Origin of the sequence: Corynebacterium sp. MSK150 (assembly GCF_030229215.1) — a bacterium.
Classification (GTDB): domain Bacteria; phylum Actinomycetota; class Actinomycetes; order Mycobacteriales; family Mycobacteriaceae; genus Corynebacterium.
On record NZ_JASPHM010000001.1, the window covers coordinates 203129 to 217498 of the forward strand.

At 58.6% G+C, this 14370-nt stretch carries 15 protein-coding genes; 12 read left to right on the forward strand and 3 right to left on the reverse strand.

Annotated elements, in window-relative coordinates:
• The first annotated feature begins 2 nt into the window (after nt 1–2).
• The 4 genes from QP941_RS00970 to QP941_RS00985 are packed head-to-tail and all read left to right on the forward strand — an operon-like array spanning nt 3 to nt 4081.
• Complete coding sequence (locus QP941_RS00970) at nt 3–401, forward strand: YraN family protein (RefSeq protein WP_284867684.1); 399 nt, start codon at nt 3–5, stop codon at nt 399–401.
• Complete coding sequence (locus QP941_RS00975; RefSeq protein WP_284867685.1) at nt 388–1950, forward strand: YifB family Mg chelatase-like AAA ATPase; 1563 nt, start codon at nt 388–390, stop codon at nt 1948–1950. The genes QP941_RS00970 and QP941_RS00975 overlap by 14 nt, the downstream gene beginning before the upstream one ends.
• Nucleotides 1947–3128, forward strand: a complete 1182-nt coding sequence (gene dprA, locus QP941_RS00980; protein ID WP_284867686.1) for a DNA-processing protein DprA — start codon at nt 1947–1949, stop codon at nt 3126–3128. The genes QP941_RS00975 and dprA overlap by 4 nt, the downstream gene beginning before the upstream one ends.
• 35 nt (nt 3129–3163) lie before the next feature.
• The gene (locus tag QP941_RS00985) at nt 3164–4081 is read left to right on the forward strand and encodes a tyrosine recombinase XerC (RefSeq protein WP_284867687.1); all 918 of its coding nucleotides are present in this window, start codon (nt 3164–3166) and stop codon (nt 4079–4081) included.
• Here QP941_RS00985 and QP941_RS00990 read toward each other — a convergent pair.
• A complete protein-coding gene (locus QP941_RS00990; RefSeq protein ID WP_005328726.1) occupies nt 4078–4599 on the reverse strand; it encodes a M23 family metallopeptidase in 522 nt (173 codons plus the stop codon). The two genes, QP941_RS00985 and QP941_RS00990, sit on opposite strands and share 4 nt — an antisense overlap.
• 378 nt (nt 4600–4977) lie before the next feature.
• Here QP941_RS00990 and rpsB point away from each other — a divergent pair, with 378 nt between their 5' ends.
• From rpsB to QP941_RS01015, 5 genes are all read left to right on the forward strand, one after another.
• The gene (rpsB, locus tag QP941_RS00995; RefSeq protein ID WP_005325233.1) at nt 4978–5811 is read left to right on the forward strand and encodes a 30S ribosomal protein S2; all 834 of its coding nucleotides are present in this window, start codon (nt 4978–4980) and stop codon (nt 5809–5811) included.
• Nucleotides 5812–6110: 299 nt separating this feature from the next.
• Complete coding sequence (tsf, locus tag QP941_RS01000) at nt 6111–6923, forward strand: translation elongation factor Ts (RefSeq protein ID WP_005325225.1); 813 nt, start codon at nt 6111–6113, stop codon at nt 6921–6923.
• A gap of 263 nt (nt 6924–7186) precedes the next feature.
• Nucleotides 7187–7873: a UMP kinase gene (gene pyrH, locus QP941_RS01005; RefSeq protein ID WP_023027755.1), complete on the forward strand. Its 687-nt coding sequence runs from the start codon at nt 7187–7189 to the stop codon at nt 7871–7873.
• Nucleotides 7874–7944: 71 nt separating this feature from the next.
• Complete coding sequence (gene frr, locus QP941_RS01010) at nt 7945–8502, forward strand: ribosome recycling factor (RefSeq protein ID WP_005325221.1); 558 nt, start codon at nt 7945–7947, stop codon at nt 8500–8502.
• A gap of 148 nt (nt 8503–8650) precedes the next feature.
• A complete protein-coding gene (locus tag QP941_RS01015; protein ID WP_005328723.1) occupies nt 8651–9529 on the forward strand; it encodes a phosphatidate cytidylyltransferase in 879 nt (292 codons plus the stop codon).
• Nucleotides 9530–9612: 83 nt separating this feature from the next.
• Here the strand turns inward: QP941_RS01015 and QP941_RS01020 are convergent, their stop codons facing one another.
• On the reverse strand, nt 9613–10020 hold the full coding sequence (locus QP941_RS01020) for a LapA family protein (protein WP_005325219.1): 408 nt from the start codon (nt 10018–10020) through the stop codon (nt 9613–9615).
• 94 nt (nt 10021–10114) lie between these two features.
• On the opposite strand from QP941_RS01020, the gene rlmN reads away from it, so the two are divergent.
• The 3 genes from rlmN to QP941_RS01035 are packed head-to-tail and all read left to right on the forward strand — an operon-like array spanning nt 10115 to nt 13674.
• Nucleotides 10115–11227, forward strand: a complete 1113-nt coding sequence (gene rlmN / locus QP941_RS01025; protein WP_034668468.1) for a dual-specificity RNA methyltransferase RlmN — start codon at nt 10115–10117, stop codon at nt 11225–11227.
• An 18-nt stretch (nt 11228–11245) separates the two neighbouring features.
• Nucleotides 11246–12076: an ABC transporter ATP-binding protein gene (locus QP941_RS01030; RefSeq protein WP_005325217.1), complete on the forward strand. Its 831-nt coding sequence runs from the start codon at nt 11246–11248 to the stop codon at nt 12074–12076.
• A gap of 5 nt (nt 12077–12081) precedes the next feature.
• Complete coding sequence (locus QP941_RS01035; RefSeq protein WP_200435499.1) at nt 12082–13674, forward strand: hypothetical protein; 1593 nt, start codon at nt 12082–12084, stop codon at nt 13672–13674.
• Nucleotides 13675–13861: 187 nt separating this feature from the next.
• Here the strand turns inward: QP941_RS01035 and QP941_RS01040 are convergent, their stop codons facing one another.
• The gene (locus tag QP941_RS01040) at nt 13862–14368 is read right to left on the reverse strand and encodes a DUF2631 domain-containing protein (RefSeq protein ID WP_005325215.1); all 507 of its coding nucleotides are present in this window, start codon (nt 14366–14368) and stop codon (nt 13862–13864) included.
• Nucleotides 14369–14370 lie beyond the last annotated feature (2 nt).

A 14370-nucleotide genomic window follows, 5' to 3' on the forward strand; every position in this document is an offset into this window, starting at 1 on the left:
CAATGCACTTTAATTCAGAACACCGCTTGGCCACGAAGAAGCCTCGTCATAAACAAGTCTTAGGAAAAAGGGGAGAAGCCTTCGCAGCGCGCTATCTGCGCGAACGTGGGGCGGAAATCATCGCTGCCAACGTCTCCTATCGAGTGGGAGAAATCGACCTCATCGCCCGAGAGTCGGACGGAACCATCGTCTTCGTTGAAGTTAAGACTCGCGCCAATTCCAACTACGGGGTAGCTGAGGCCGTAACCCCGCAGAAGCTCGCGCGCCTGCGCAAAGCCGCGGCGCAGTGGCTCGACGGAAGGCCACTGTCTGAGGTGCGATTCGACGTTATTGCCTTGGTCGCGCGGGGGCAGGGGTTTGCGCTGGAGCACTTCAAGGGGGTCGAAGATGGCTCTAGGTAATTGTTTGACCATGTCCCTCAACGGAGTTCTAGCCCAGTTGGTTGACGTGGAAGCGAACGTCGGTCACGGACTGCCGGGAATTCACGTTGTAGGCCAGACGGATACCGCAATCTCCGAATCCCGGGACCGAATCAAGACCGCAGCCTTTAATTCCCATCTGCCCTGGCCGAAGACCAAAGTGGTGGTCTCCATGTCCCCGGCTTCGCTTCCCAAATCCGGGTCCCACTTTGACCTACCCATAGCGCTTGCGATCCTCGCGGCACAGTCGGAGGCCGACTTTCCGTCTTATGGCAGCACTCCCTCGCCCGCCCAACGTCTCCAGCGCACCTTGGTATTGGGCGAGCTTGGTCTCGACGGCTCCGTTCGGTCTGTAGCAGGCATCATCCCCGCTCTTCTCGCCGCACGGGAACAAGGAATAACAACTCTTATTGTTCCGCCTGGCAATGCCGCAGAGGCCACATTGGTGCCGGACATGGACGTACTCGTTGCGTCGTCTTTGAAGGAGGCCTTCAGCTGGGCTTGCGGTAATCGTGGGCTGCCGCAAGCTGGAAGCTTTTCGGGGTCGCTCAGCCCCGCGCCTGCGGCGGCGTCGCGACTCGACTTTAGCGATATCGCTGGTCAATCCAATGCGAAATGGGCTGCCGAGGTTGCGGCCGCCGGCGGCCACCACCTGATGATGATCGGGCCGCCTGGGTCTGGAAAGTCCATGATCGCCTCGCGCCTGCCCACTATCCTTCCTACGCTTACCCCAGATCAGCAGGTAGAAACCACTGCGATTCATTCGCTAACTGGAACCCCAGGTGAGGTCATCGAGCGCGCCCCGTTCATCGCCCCGCATGCATCGGTAACTCGGGCTGCACTCCTTGGTGGCGGTTCCGGTCATCCCCGCCCTGGTGCGGTGAGCTTGGCTCACAATGGTGTGCTCTTTCTCGACGAGGCCAGTGAAGTAGCCGCGCCGGTACTCGATGGATTGCGTGCACCGCTGGAGGAAGGACACGTGCGATTGGCGCGCTCGCGCCGCGAGGTTACCTATCCTGCTCGCTTCCAATTGGTCATGGCGGCAAACCCGTGCAGGTGTGCGGCCGAAGACCCGTCCAAGTGCAGGTGCAATCCGCACGAGCGCATGAACTATCTATCCAACCTCTCCGGTCCGCTGCGAGACCGCCTGGATATGGTGGTCACGCTAACGGGGCAGGCGGCAACTATTAACGCGGAGGGCGAAGAGGAATCCGCAGTCATCGCCGAGCGCGTCGCCGCTGCCCGTGAACGTGCCGCCGCGCGCTGGTGGGCGGATGGCATCACCGCGCGCACCAATGGGGAAGTTCCCTCGTCCTATCTGCGCCGAAAGAGGCCAGCCGCCGAAGCCGCGATGGTCATGCTGTCCGCTTATTTGGCAGATGGCGAAATATCCCAGCGCGGAGTGGACCGCGTATTGAAGCTCTCCTGGACCCTGGCGGATCTAGCAGGAAAGGCGCAGCCGGACCTGGACGAAGTGGGACGCGCGCTCGATCTGCGCGGCTCAATTAACGTCGGGAGGCTCGCAGCATGAGCGAACTTGATCTCTCTACTCCTTATGCCACCTGGGTATACCTCAACCGAGTGGTGGAAGGTCCCTCTGCGGCGTTGCAGGCCCTGCTTACGCAGTATCCAGCTGAGGAAATCGCCCACGGAATCTATCACCGTGCTGACTGGATTGGTCCGCTTTTGGCGCGCACGGCCTCTCGCTATGACTGGTTGCGGCAAGCCGAAGACATGGCGGCAGCCGAAAGGGTCGGGGCTCGGCTCATTACGGCAGAAAGCCCAGAGTGGCCCACAGAGGAGTTTGACTCTGCATTCGGCTTCTATCAGCACAGCGGGGAGGCTCCAGCTACTTTTGATGACCAAGCATTGCCACCGCATAGCCTGTGGGTGCGCGGTGCGCCATTGCAGGCAGAGGTTGCTCAAGCTGTAGCCATCGTCGGAACTCGTGCTATTTCTCGCTATGGCTGGCAGGCCACCCAAAACGTCGTGTCCGGATTGGTTCAGCATGAATGGACTCCAATATCTGGCGGAGCTCTGGGCGTGGATACCGTCGCGCACGAAACAGCGTTGCACAACAACGGGCGCACGGTAGCTATAGCAGCGTGTGGCATCGATAGGGATTACCCAGCCCGCAATGCCAACTTATTTGCCAAGATTGCGGACAATGGTTGCATCATCTCTGAATTCGCGCCGGAAACCGCGCCGAAGCGCCACAGGTTCTTAACACGCAATCGCTTAGTGGCAGCATTGAGCCACGGCACCGTCGTCATGGAGGCGGCATTTCGATCGGGCGCATTGAACACCCTCAATTGGGCAGAAGCGCTTGGGCGCGTTGCGATGGCGGTGCCCGGGCCGATAACTACTAGCGGTTCGTTGGGCTGCCACCAGCGCATTCAAGAAGGCCGCGCACAGTTGGTTACCAGTGCTGATGAAATTCGCGCTCTAGTAAGTCGCGCCGGGGAAGTGGACCCAGGCGCACAGTACGAAATCAATTTTGCGGCAACCATGACCCAACGCCTCTCCCGCAATGAGTTGCGCGTGTTTGACGCGACGCCACCGCTAGGACAGGAGAAAGCAACGGCAGAAGACATTGCGCGCGAAGCGGGATTCCGTTTACCGCTGACAGTTCACTTACTACTGGCGCTGGAGAAGATGTGCGTTGTCGTCCGGCATGGCAATACCTGGGCGCGCCGGGAAACAGAATAAATGGCACCTGCGTAGGGCGAGTACACTGCTGTGGCATGAGTGAAGATGGAAAGTCCGCGAAGTCTCCGAAAGTTGAGGGGCAGATGGCTGAGGCCATTGAGGACTTCGCGGATTTCCAACTACATGTCAAAGGCCGCGCAGAAGCGACGGTGCGCGGGTATCGCTCCGACTTGCGCGACCTTGCACGCAGCGTGCCTACCTTCGCGGAGTTTGACCTCAACAGCTTGCGCCAATGGTTGGCAGAAGCTGTTGCGGAAGGAAAGTCGCGTTCCACCCTGGCACGGCGCACCGCGGCAGCGAAGGGTTTTTCTACTTGGGCAGTGCGCGAAGGGCACCTGAAGCGAGATGTTGCTGCCCGCCTGGTAACTCCTAAAGTGGGTCGTCATCTTCCCACGGTTCTCGCTCCGGAGCAGGCCGGCGAGCTTATGGGCAATGCGGTCTCTGCAGATGAAGTCCACTTCCTTCGCGATAGCGCCATCTTGGAGTTGCTCTATGCCTCCGGTATGCGCGTGGCGGAGTTGGTCCGGCTGGACCTAGGCGATATTGATTTTCAACGTGGTACCTTGCACGTCACCGGTAAGGGCAATAAGCAGCGCGTAGTGCCTTTCGGGCACGCAGCGGAAGACGCCTTAAAGCAGTGGATTGACAAAGGCCGTGGAGAAATCGCTGCGGCCGATAATGAAGCGGTTTTTGTTGGCAGCAGGGGAGGGCGCATCGATCAACGCCAGGTGCGCCGCATTGTAGAAAAGGCCGCCAAAGTCACTGGTACACAGGGGCTTACCCCGCACGGGGTGCGCCACTCTGCCGCGACCCACCTATTGGAAGGCGGGGCGGATTTGCGCGTAGTGCAAGAACTGCTGGGGCACTCCTCGCTTAATACCACGCAGATTTATACCCACGTGTCCGCGCAGCGCTTGCAGCGCGTATACGATCAAGCCCATCCCCGAGCCTAAAGCGGTTTGAGTCGAATCACCGGCATGTCCAGCAGGGTTAAAGGATCGATGTAGGAATCTTTTGCGATAAGTGCGCCCCAGTGCAGTCCGGGATAGCCATCGACGGGATTGCCTAAACGGCCAATAACTTGGCCCTCGCGGACTTCTTGGCCCTGCTTTACGGAGCCGTGTACGGGCTGATACGTCGTTCTCACTCCATCCGCGTGGGCTATGGAGACAACTGGTTTGCCAGCAACCGTGCCCACAAAGGCGACCTTGCCGTCTTCGGCGGCTACCACCGGCGAGCCCACCGATAGGGCCATGTCGACGCCGCGGTGGCCAGGGCTCCACTTTTGTTCGGGGGCATCGAATCCACGCAGTACCCGCGCTGGGCTAGGTTTGCCGGAGGCGGGGTCGACATAGGCTGTGGCCGGTGGGCAACACAGAATAAGAAGCGAAAGAAGGGTGAGGAAAGCGGCGGGGAGGAAGGTGGGGCGTCGGCAAGCGGGAAATGTGGAGGAGGAAAGAAACTGATTCATGGGCACAGTGTCCGCCGGAGGCAAGCGGTTGGGAAGTGCGTTCTCCTTTAGTTGTGGACAACTTGGGTTGCATGATGTGATTGAGTCGATTGTGACGATTGAGGCAAAGTGGCTGCGGCGAAGTTGTGGATAAGCTGACTTCGGTTTGGAAAAACCAGCGTAAGGGGATTATTCTTTGTGGCAGCAGTGTGTCCACCTCGTGGAGGCATTGACTACGCGCGGCGAAGTTGTCGCTTCCTGCTGGAAGGAAGAGACAGCCTGACGGTTGACGTGGTCCTTGGAAACAAGGTGTCAGCGGGGCCTTCGTTGCTAGGGTGCGGAATAAAACACCGCACAATTGGAAAACCGAAAGACAAGATAAAAGAAAGCGAGCGAATCATGGCAGTTGTAACCATGCGCGAGCTCCTCGACGCTGGTGTGCACTTTGGCCACCAGACCCGTCGCTGGAATCCGAAGATGCGTCGTTTCATCTTCACTGACCGTAACGGCATCTACATCATCGACCTGCAGCAGACGCTGACCTACATTGACGAGGCTTACGAGTTCGTCAAGGAAACCGTTGCACACGGCGGCACCATCCTGTTCGTTGGTACCAAGAAGCAGGCTCAGGAAGCAGTTGCTGAGGAAGCAACCCGCGTCGGTATGCCTTACGTCAACCACCGCTGGTTGGGCGGCATGCTCACCAACTTCCAGACCGTTTCCAAGCGTCTGAAGCGCATGAAGGAGCTTCAGGCAATGGATGAGCGTGAGGACGGCTACAAGGGCCGCACCAAGAAGGAAGTTCTCATGCTCAACCGTGAGCGCGCCAAGCTTGAGCGCGTTCTGGGTGGCATCTCCGATATGGCCAAGACCCCGTCCGCACTGTGGATTGTTGACACCAACAAGGAGCACATCGCGGTCAAGGAAGCTCACAAGCTGAACATCCCGGTTGTTGCCATCCTGGACACCAACTGCGACCCGGACGACGTTGATTTCCCGATCCCGGGCAACGACGACGCCATCCGCTCCACCAAGCTGCTCTCCGGCATCGTTGCCTCCGCTGTTGAGGAAGGCAAGAAGGCTCGTGAGGAGCGTCAGCTGGCTGCAGCTAAGGAAGCTGCCGGCGACTCCGCTGAGAAGGAAAAGCGTGACGCTGAGGCAGCTGCCGCAGCTTCCGACCCGGCCTCCGCGGAAAAGTCTGAGGAAGCATCCGCAGACAAGGCCGAGAAGTAGTCTTAACTTCTCGCTAGGAATCTTCCTTACCTGCGTTTAACTGAATACCCCACGCACTTTTGGTGTGGGGCAGCAAGGGAGTAATTCCTGCCCAAGGCTGTTTACCAACCCCCGCCACCGTGCTTTAACGGCGGCGGGGGTTGGTTTTATCTATGCTGGGGGCTGCTGAAACCAGCTCCACTTTCATGCATAGGTGGGAAAGGGGTGGTTTCTGCCACCCTAAAGCGGCGCGATTTCACCGCGTCGACTACGCTGTTTGAACGAACACTGTTTGATTTTCAAGGAGGATCGCCCCAACTATGGCGAACTACACTGCTGCAGACGTCAAGGCACTGCGCGAAGCTACCGGCTCCGGCATGCTCGATTGCAAGAAGGCTCTGGAAGAGTCCAACGGCGACTACGACAAGGCTGTTGAGTACCTGCGCATTAAGGGCGCTAAGAACGTCTCCAAGCGCGCTGACCGTGAGGCTACCGAGGGCCTCATCGCAGTTTCCGGCAACACCATGGTCGAGATCAACTGTGAGACCGACTTCGTTGCTAAGAACGAGGCTTTCAAGACCTTCGCAGCCAAGATTGCTGACGCTGCTGCTGAGGCCAAGGCAAACTCCGCTGACGAGCTCAACAACATTGAAATCGACGGCAAGAAGGTCTCCGAGGTCGTGGACGAGGAGTCTGCAAAGACCGGTGAGAAGCTGCAGGCACGCCGTGCAGTTACCGTAGAGGGCGACAACGTTGCCGTTTACCTGCACCAGCGTTCCGCTGACCTGCCGCCGGCAGTGGGCGTTCTGGTTTCCTACGAGGGCAGCGAGGAAGGCGCTCACGCTGCAGCCCTGCAGATTGCTGCAATGAACGCTGAGTACCTCACCCGCGAGGACGTTCCTGCAGAGATCGTCGAGAAGGAACGCGAGATCGCTGAGGCCACCACTCGTGAGGAGGGCAAGCCAGAGGCAGCCCTGCCGAAGATCGTGGAAGGCCGCCTGAACGGCTTCTTCAAGTCCATCGTTCTGCTGGAGCAGGCTTCCCTGTCTGATAACAAGAAGACCGTAAAGCAGGTTGCTGAAGAAGCTGGCACCACCATCACCGGCTTCGTTCGCTACGAGGTTGGCGCTTAAGCCTACCCCGCTTTAACACTTAGCCCACGAAGGATGACCCTTCGTGGGTTTTGTTGTGCGCTCACCGTGACGATTAGTGCGGCTTGACTGTCCCTAGGTGGGCCCGGCACGTAGCAATTGCCTAGTGGCCTGCACCGGCGGGCGGTGTGAGGAAGCGAAAGATATATGGGTAAGATAGGGCGGAGATTGAAACTGCCCCGCGTTAAGGAGACGAAGTAGGCGTGACTGCTGCAGATATTAAGCGAACCGGATACAAGCGAGTAATGCTGAAGCTGGGCGGTGAGATGTTCGGCGGCGGCAAGGTCGGCATCGACCCAGATGTGGTTGAAAACGTAGCCCGCCAAATCGCCGAGGTTTCCCGCCAGGGAATCGAGATTGCAGTGGTTATCGGTGGCGGAAACTTCTTCCGCGGCGCCGAGCTTTCCCAGCGCGGCATGGATCGTGCTCGCTCGGACTACATGGGCATGCTGGGCACGGTAATGAATTCCCTCGCATTGCAGGACTTCCTCAAGCAGCAAGGCGTGGACTGCCGCGTGCAGACCTCCATTAACATGGCGCAGATTGCCGAGCCTTACCTGCCGCTGCGCGCTGACCGCCACCTGGAAAAGGGTCGCGTGGTTATCTTTGGCGCCGGCATGGGCATGCCGTACTTCTCCACGGATACCACTGCCGCGCAGCGAGCCCTGGAAATTGGCGCTGAGGTTCTTTTCTTGGCCAAGGCGGTCGATGGCGTCTACTCCGATGACCCACGCACCAACCCGGATGCGGAACTGTACTCTGAAATCACTCCGCGTGAGGTCATTGAAAAGGGCCTCAAGGTTGCAGATGCCACGGCCTTTAGCCTGTGCATGGACAATGATATGCCAATTTTGGTCTTTAACCTGCTGGAGGAGGGCAATATCGCCCGCGCCGCAGGCGGCGAAGTTATCGGCACGCTGGTGCAGTCCTAATACTGTAAGGGCCGCGAACCTGCTACCTTTTTATACAGCCACCCCTATTCGTTTAAGGATGATTTAACCTCATGATCGATGAGATTCAGCTCGAAGCAGAAGAGCACATGACCGCTTCCGTCGAGCACACCCGCGAGCAGCTGGTGACCATTCGTACCGGCCGCGCGAACCCCACCATGTTCAACGGCTTGGTAGCCGAATACTACGGTGTACCTACTCCGATTACCCAGATGGCTACCATTTCCGTACCGGAGCCGCGCATGCTGCTCATCAAGCCTTATGAGCAGTCCATGATTCATGAGATTGAAAACTCCATCCGCAACTCGGATTTGGGCGTGAATCCCACCAACGATGGTCAGGTTCTGCGCGTGACCGTTCCGCAGCTCACGGAGGAGCGTCGTAAGGAAATGGTGAAGCTGGCCAAGAGCAAGGGCGAGGACGGCAAGATTGCTATCCGTAATATTCGCCGCAAGGCCATGGAGCAGTTGAAGAAGCTGCAGAAGGACGGCGACGCCGGCGAGGATGAGGTCATCGCTGCGGAAAAGGAAATGGAAAAGATTACTTCCGGCTACATCGAGCAGGTGGACAAGCTGGTAGAAAATAAGGAAAACGAGCTGATGGAGGTCTAAGACCTCCCGTCATTGCCGCCGTGCCCGTCCCCGGCCGGCGGCGCTTTTTCTGTTCCGCGGCCTACATCTCCGAAGTTAGGAGTAGGGGAGGTCGAGCAGTAGAAGTCAGCGAGGGGCGCGAAAGAAGTAGTGAAAGGAGCCGGTCACGGTGAGTGACGCCATTAACCGCCGATTGCCTCAGCCGAAGAATGGTGCAGGCCGCGATTTGCCGGCCGCTATCGGCGTTGGCGTAGGCCTTGGCGCACTTGTCGTGCTCGCCGTATGGGCTGGACCACTCGCGTGGTACGCGGTCGTGGCCCTTGCAGTTGGCGTTGCCATGTGGGAGGTGCTCAGCCGCCTGCGGGAGCATTCCTACTATATTCCGCGCACGCTGCTCATTATTTTGGGCCAAGCCATGGTGTGGGTCTCGTGGCCACTGGGCGCGCCCGGCCTTGTTGCGGTCTATGTCACCGCTGTGCTGGCGCTCATGTTTGGTCGCCTCTTCCATAATGGTCGCCATCGCCCGCCAATTAACTACCTGCGGGATATGTCCGTCGGCATTTTTGTGCTGACATGGATTCCGCTTTTTGCCACCTTCGCAGCAATGCTGTCGCTGGTATCGACCCCGTTTGCCAGTGGTGCCGCTTCCATCGTCGTCTTCATGTTGTGCGTGGTGGCCTCCGATACTGGTGGCTATATCGCTGGCGTGATGTTTGGCTCGCATCCCATGGCCCCTGCGGTGAGCCCCAAGAAATCGTGGGAGGGCTTTGCCGGGTCCATCCTTTTTGGCGTGGTCACCGGCGCGCTTACCGTGAAGTTCCTGCTCCATCACGATGCCTGGGTGGGCGGCCTAATGGGGCTTGGCCTTGTCATTTGTGCCACCTTGGGCGACTTAGTGGAATCACAGTTTAAGCGTGAGCTGGGAATCAAGGATATGTCGGCCTTGCTGCCAGGCCACGGTGGACTGATGGACCGCCTGGATGGCATGCTGCCTTCCGCCATGGTCACCTGGGTGGCCATTAGCTTCCTGGCAACGTTTACGCCATAGAAGCAGCGGGTACGCAAAAGTCGCCTCTTCCCAAGAGTCCTTCTTAAGAAGGCAGGAAAGGGGGAGAGGCGGCTTGTTGAGACTTATACCTGCTGAGCCTGTTTGCGCAGTTGGCGGCGCAACTCAAACATGCGCCAGCCACCCACCAGAGCCATGATGAGTGCTCCGCCAATGGCGAAGATGAGGAAAGCAATTCCGGCAGGGAACTCACCGGACCAGCCTAGGAAGTTCATGGGAACCTCGTGCTGGTTTTGCATGATGAAAACAATGAGGACAATCAGCAGCAGGAAATCTACGATGAGCGCGATCCAAGTGCTGGCTGCGAAAGATCCCTTCGCCTTGCCGGAAGGCTGGGTGGAGTGAGAAGTAGAGTCAGAGACCGTCGGCTCTAGGCTAGAATCGGTCTCCGGTGCAGAAGTGTTCAGCTCCGTCGAGGAGAGGTCTGCGTCGGAAGAAGAAAAGTCATCTGCGGGGTAATTCGGATTTGTCATGCATCCATTATTTCTTTAAACCTGTCGATTATGCCACTTGGCATGGCTTTCAATTGGAAAAACCCACGCAGACCGTGGAAAGATGGGCAACACTATGGCTCAACCAGTGAAACTTAACTTCTCCGCCCCGCGCCGCGGACTTCCCCCTAAGCACTTCGCGGACCTGACCGAAACCGAGCGAATTGACAAGCTCGCAGAAATTGGCCTGCCTAAATTCCGCGCAAAGCAGCTGGCTAAGCACTATTACGAGCACTATACCGACAATGTGGAGGATATGACCGATATCCCCGCCGGCAAGCGCGAAGCAGTCAAGGAAGCCTTCTTCCCTGAGCTCATGCAGCCTATCCGGACTACTTCCACGGATGATGGCGAGACCACCAAGTCTCTGTGGCGTTTGCATGACGGCACGCTGCTAGAGTCGGTTCTGATGCGCTACCCCGGACGCGCTACGTTGTGTATTTCTTCCCAGGCCGGCTGCGGTATGGCCTGCCCGTTTTGTGCTACCGGCCAGGGCGGTCTGGACCGTAACTTGTCTACGGGCGAGATCGTTGAGCAGTTCCGCCATGCTGCGGCCGCAATGGCGGCAGAAGGCGGTCGCCTGTCCAACGTGGTCTTCATGGGCATGGGTGAGCCACTGGCCAACTACAAGCGCGTGGTGCAGGCCGTACGTCAGATTACCGGCCAGGATGGTGCCGGCTTTGGTCTTTCTCAGCGCAACGTGACCGTGTCTACCGTGGGCTTGGCTCCGGCAATTCGTAAGCTGGCGGACGAGGATTTGGCCTGCACGCTCGCCGTTTCCTTGCACACTCCGGATGATGAGCTGCGCGATGGCCTCGTGCCGGTCAATAACCGTTGGTCCGTCGATGAGGTGCTCGATGCTGCGCGCTATTACGCGGATAAGTCTGCTCGCCGCGTGTCCATCGAGTATGCCCTGATTCGCGATAAGAATGACCAGGATTTCCGCGCGGATATGCTGGGCCGCAAGCTGCATCAGAAGCTGGGCTCCAAGGTTCACGTCAATGTCATTCCGCTGAACCCCACGCCGGGCTCGGAGTGGGATGCGGCCCCGCAGGACCGCCAGGACGAGTTCGTGCGCCGCGTACAGGCCCAAGGCGTTCCTTGCACGGTGCGCGATACCAAGGGCGATGAGATTGCGGCAGCGTGTGGTCAGCTCGCAGCGGATGAACGGGAAGATAAGTCCGCCTAACTGATAACATTGGCGGATATGATTATTCCGAATTATCCACCGCTTGCAGATGACCCCACCGCGCAGGCCTTTGCCGTGCGCGGTCTGAATAAATCTTTCGCTGGACGCCCCGCGGTGTCGAATTTGAGTCTTGACATTCCGCGGGGCTCTATTTATGGCATCGTCGGCCCTAATGGCGCTGGCAAGACCACCATGCTGACCATGGCGTGTGGTCTGATGCGCCCCGATAGCGGTGAGGCGTTCATCGCTGGGCACAATACGTGGCAGGAACCGATTGCGGCTAAGGCGGCGATGGGCCTGCTCATTGATGGTGCTCCCGTCTTTGACCGCTTGTCTGGCCCGGAGTACCTGTTTTATCTCGGCGCTTTGCGCAGCATGAACCAAGCCGAGGTGGAGCGCCGCAGCGCACAGCTGCTGGATGCCCTGCAGCTTGCCGACGCCGCCGATAAACCCATCGCGGACTATTCCGCCGGCATGACTAAGAAGATCCTTTTGGCAGGTGCGCTCCTGCATAACCCAGAGGTAGTGATCCTCGACGAGCCTTTGGAAGCGGTGGACCCAGTCTCCGGCCAGCTCATTCAGGAGCTCTTGCGCGCCTATGCCGCCCGCGGTGGCACCGTAATCCTGTCTTCACACGTTATGCAACTGGTGGAGGGCTTGTGTGATCATGTAGCCATTATCGCGGGAGGACAGGTGCTATCTGCTGGCCACGTCGAAGAGGTGCGCCAAGGCGGTAGCCTGACGGATGCCTTCATCCACTTTGCCGGTGGGAGTGATTTTGATGCGGGCTCTTTCGACTGGCTGCGTCGTGAAGGCGGCGAGCCGCAGCGCGGGGAAGGGGAGGCGTAGGCGCAATGACTTCGACGCTCCTCAAGCTGCACCGCACACTGTGGGCGCGCAATCTCAAGGCGAATGCCGCGGCGGTCATGATCCCTATCTGCCTCTTGCTCTATGGTCTCATCGGCCTTGCGTCGCTAGGAGCTCTTGCTGCGGCAGATATCTCCATCGGAACTGGAAAAATGCAAGCGCTGGCCGTGGCACCTGCTGTAGGCACGCTGGCCTTTATCGTTATTACCCTCATCATGCCCAGCGGGGAGAATCAGCTTTCTGCCCGTGAGCTTTCCGCGTTGCCGGTGCGGTTAAAAGACATCACACCGGCGCTTGCTATTGCCTCAGTGCTCAATCTGCGCGCTCCAGTATCAGTCTTGCTCTCCATCGCTTATGCGGTGGCGGGAAGTGTGATCTTGGCGGCCAATGGCAAGGCATTGTTCATCGTGCCCTTCTGCCTGGGCATGCTCTTTGCCCTAGTACTGACGCTGGTTTTAGTGGACCTCGCGGTCTATGTCGGGGTTACTGTCGCGGAGCTAAGCTCGACCACCCTCAAAGTTTTGGGTGCGCTGGCGGTGTTCTTGCTCATCTTTGGTTCGAATCGGCTTGCGTCCCTCGCGGGCTCGGACTTCCCATTGGGAACTGTGGGCGAGGGTCTGGCTTGGACGCCTGTAGGTGCACCTGTGGGCTGGGCGCTCGCGCTCGCCCAAGGCGAACCAGTAGTAGCCTTCTTGCAGTTTCTCATCGCCGCGGCGTCGCTGGGCGCAGCCATCTGGGCGTGGCACCGGTTGCTGCGCCTGCAATTCGAGCGCCGCGCACTCTTGTCTCCGAAGCACCAACGCCGCGAAAAGGCGAAAGGGATTAACCGCTTTTCCTTGGGCTCCTTTTCCTATCGCGGACCAGCTGCGATGGAATTTACGCGCTCGTTGCGCTACATCTTCCGTGACTCCCGCCTTATCGGAACCATCATCATGCAGCCGATTCTGGCAATCGTCTTTATCATTCAAGGCTTTACTACTGATTCCGTCATGCCGTCTATAGGAGTGCTATTTCTGGGACTCTTCGGCGGAATTGTAGCCACAAATGATTTTGGCTATGACGGTCCAAGCCTGTGGGTAAAGATGGCCGCACCAGTTCGTCCGCGCACGTTTCTCTACGCGCGGCACTGGGCGCACTTGGCGCCCACAGCCATAACTTTCGTCCTCTCGGCGGCGGTGCTTTTCGCGGTGAGCGCCGACAAAGCGCTCACCGGGTGCTTGATGGTGGTCGCACTGGGAATTTTCATTTCTTCTGCAGGATTGTCATTGCTGCTATCCACCTTTAATCCCTTTGCCACCGCGCGGCCCGGTGGCAGTATGTGGGCAGATAAATCCGGCTACTCGGCCAGTGCCTTCTTAAGCGCCATTTTGAATTTGTTTATTGGTTGGACGCCGATTATCCCTGGCGTCATTCCAATGGCCATCGGCTACGGCTCGAATATGGTACTGGTTGCGCTGGGGTTTATCCTCGTCATCGTGGTTCCAGTTGCGTGTTATATCGTTGCCCTCCGGGTAAGCGGAAAACGCGTGGACAACTCCCTGCCTGAGATTTACGCCAAGGTGGGGCACTGGGTGTCTTAATCCTCCGGCCCCCGCGACAGTGGCCGCATCGCTGCCCTCCCAGGGCGCGGTTGGGTCCGTGGGGCTGGGAGTGGGTCCTAAACGACAGAATGTGTTGGTGAGGAGGAGGGGCGTCGCCAAGCGGAGGCATAAAGAAACCACCGACCTTCGCGGGGAAGGGCGGCGGTAGCTAAAGCGTACTAAAAGCTTAGAGCGTGTGCTTGCCGGAGGAAACCGGGGTGGCGTTGTTGGTGCCTGGCTCAACGCGCAGGTGAGAAACGCGGGAAGGCTCAATGTTGAGCGCGCGCAGCTGGGAATCGGTCAGCTCGGCGTATACGCCGGTGTTGGTCTTCTGGTCGTAGACCCAGTCCGGCTCCTGGTGGCCCACCGGCTGGTTGCGGGCGGTCACGGTGCGGACCTGGTGCAACTTAGGCTGGAAAGCGTGGATGAGCAGGCCAACGGCGATCAAGATAGCCAAGGCAATGAGCCAGATGGTCTCAACGTGGCCCTTGTGGTTACCAAAGTTGTAGGCAAGCAGGAACAGGACAGAGATCCAACCGGCGATCTGTACGCCAGAGCGGCTGATGCGGGACCAACCGAATCCTGCGGATGGGACGTCCTCAGTAGAAACACCGTCAAATACCTGCGGTACCGGCTTGTGGGAAGACACTTGCTCTCCTTCGCTTCTGCGTGTGTCCGTCTGTGCGATGGGCATGC

What these genes read in the sequence shown, in the direction of transcription:
- pyrH (WP_023027755.1), top strand. Translation starts at nt 7,187, where the DNA reads ATGCTGAAGCTGGGCGGTGAGATGTTCGGCGGCGGCAAGGTCGGCATC.
- rlmN (WP_034668468.1), top strand. Translation starts at nt 10,115, where the DNA reads ATGGCTCAACCAGTGAAACTTAACTTCTCCGCCCCGCGCCGCGGACTT.
- dprA (WP_284867686.1), top strand. Translation starts at nt 1,947, where the DNA reads ATGAGCGAACTTGATCTCTCTACTCCTTATGCCACCTGGGTATACCTC.
- QP941_RS01035 (WP_200435499.1), top strand. Translation starts at nt 12,082, where the DNA reads ATGACTTCGACGCTCCTCAAGCTGCACCGCACACTGTGGGCGCGCAAT.
- QP941_RS01040 (WP_005325215.1), bottom strand. Translation starts at nt 14,368, where the DNA reads ATGCCCATCGCACAGACGGACACACGCAGAAGCGAAGGAGAGCAAGTG.
- QP941_RS00985 (WP_284867687.1), top strand. Translation starts at nt 3,164, where the DNA reads ATGAGTGAAGATGGAAAGTCCGCGAAGTCTCCGAAAGTTGAGGGGCAG.
- frr (WP_005325221.1), top strand. Translation starts at nt 7,945, where the DNA reads ATGATCGATGAGATTCAGCTCGAAGCAGAAGAGCACATGACCGCTTCC.
- rpsB (WP_005325233.1), top strand. Translation starts at nt 4,978, where the DNA reads ATGGCAGTTGTAACCATGCGCGAGCTCCTCGACGCTGGTGTGCACTTT.
- QP941_RS00990 (WP_005328726.1), bottom strand. Translation starts at nt 4,599, where the DNA reads ATGAATCAGTTTCTTTCCTCCTCCACATTTCCCGCTTGCCGACGCCCC.
- tsf (WP_005325225.1), top strand. Translation starts at nt 6,111, where the DNA reads ATGGCGAACTACACTGCTGCAGACGTCAAGGCACTGCGCGAAGCTACC.
- QP941_RS00970 (WP_284867684.1), top strand. Translation starts at nt 3, where the DNA reads ATGCACTTTAATTCAGAACACCGCTTGGCCACGAAGAAGCCTCGTCAT.
- QP941_RS01030 (WP_005325217.1), top strand. Translation starts at nt 11,246, where the DNA reads ATGATTATTCCGAATTATCCACCGCTTGCAGATGACCCCACCGCGCAG.
- QP941_RS01020 (WP_005325219.1), bottom strand. Translation starts at nt 10,020, where the DNA reads ATGACAAATCCGAATTACCCCGCAGATGACTTTTCTTCTTCCGACGCA.
- QP941_RS00975 (WP_284867685.1), top strand. Translation starts at nt 388, where the DNA reads ATGGCTCTAGGTAATTGTTTGACCATGTCCCTCAACGGAGTTCTAGCC.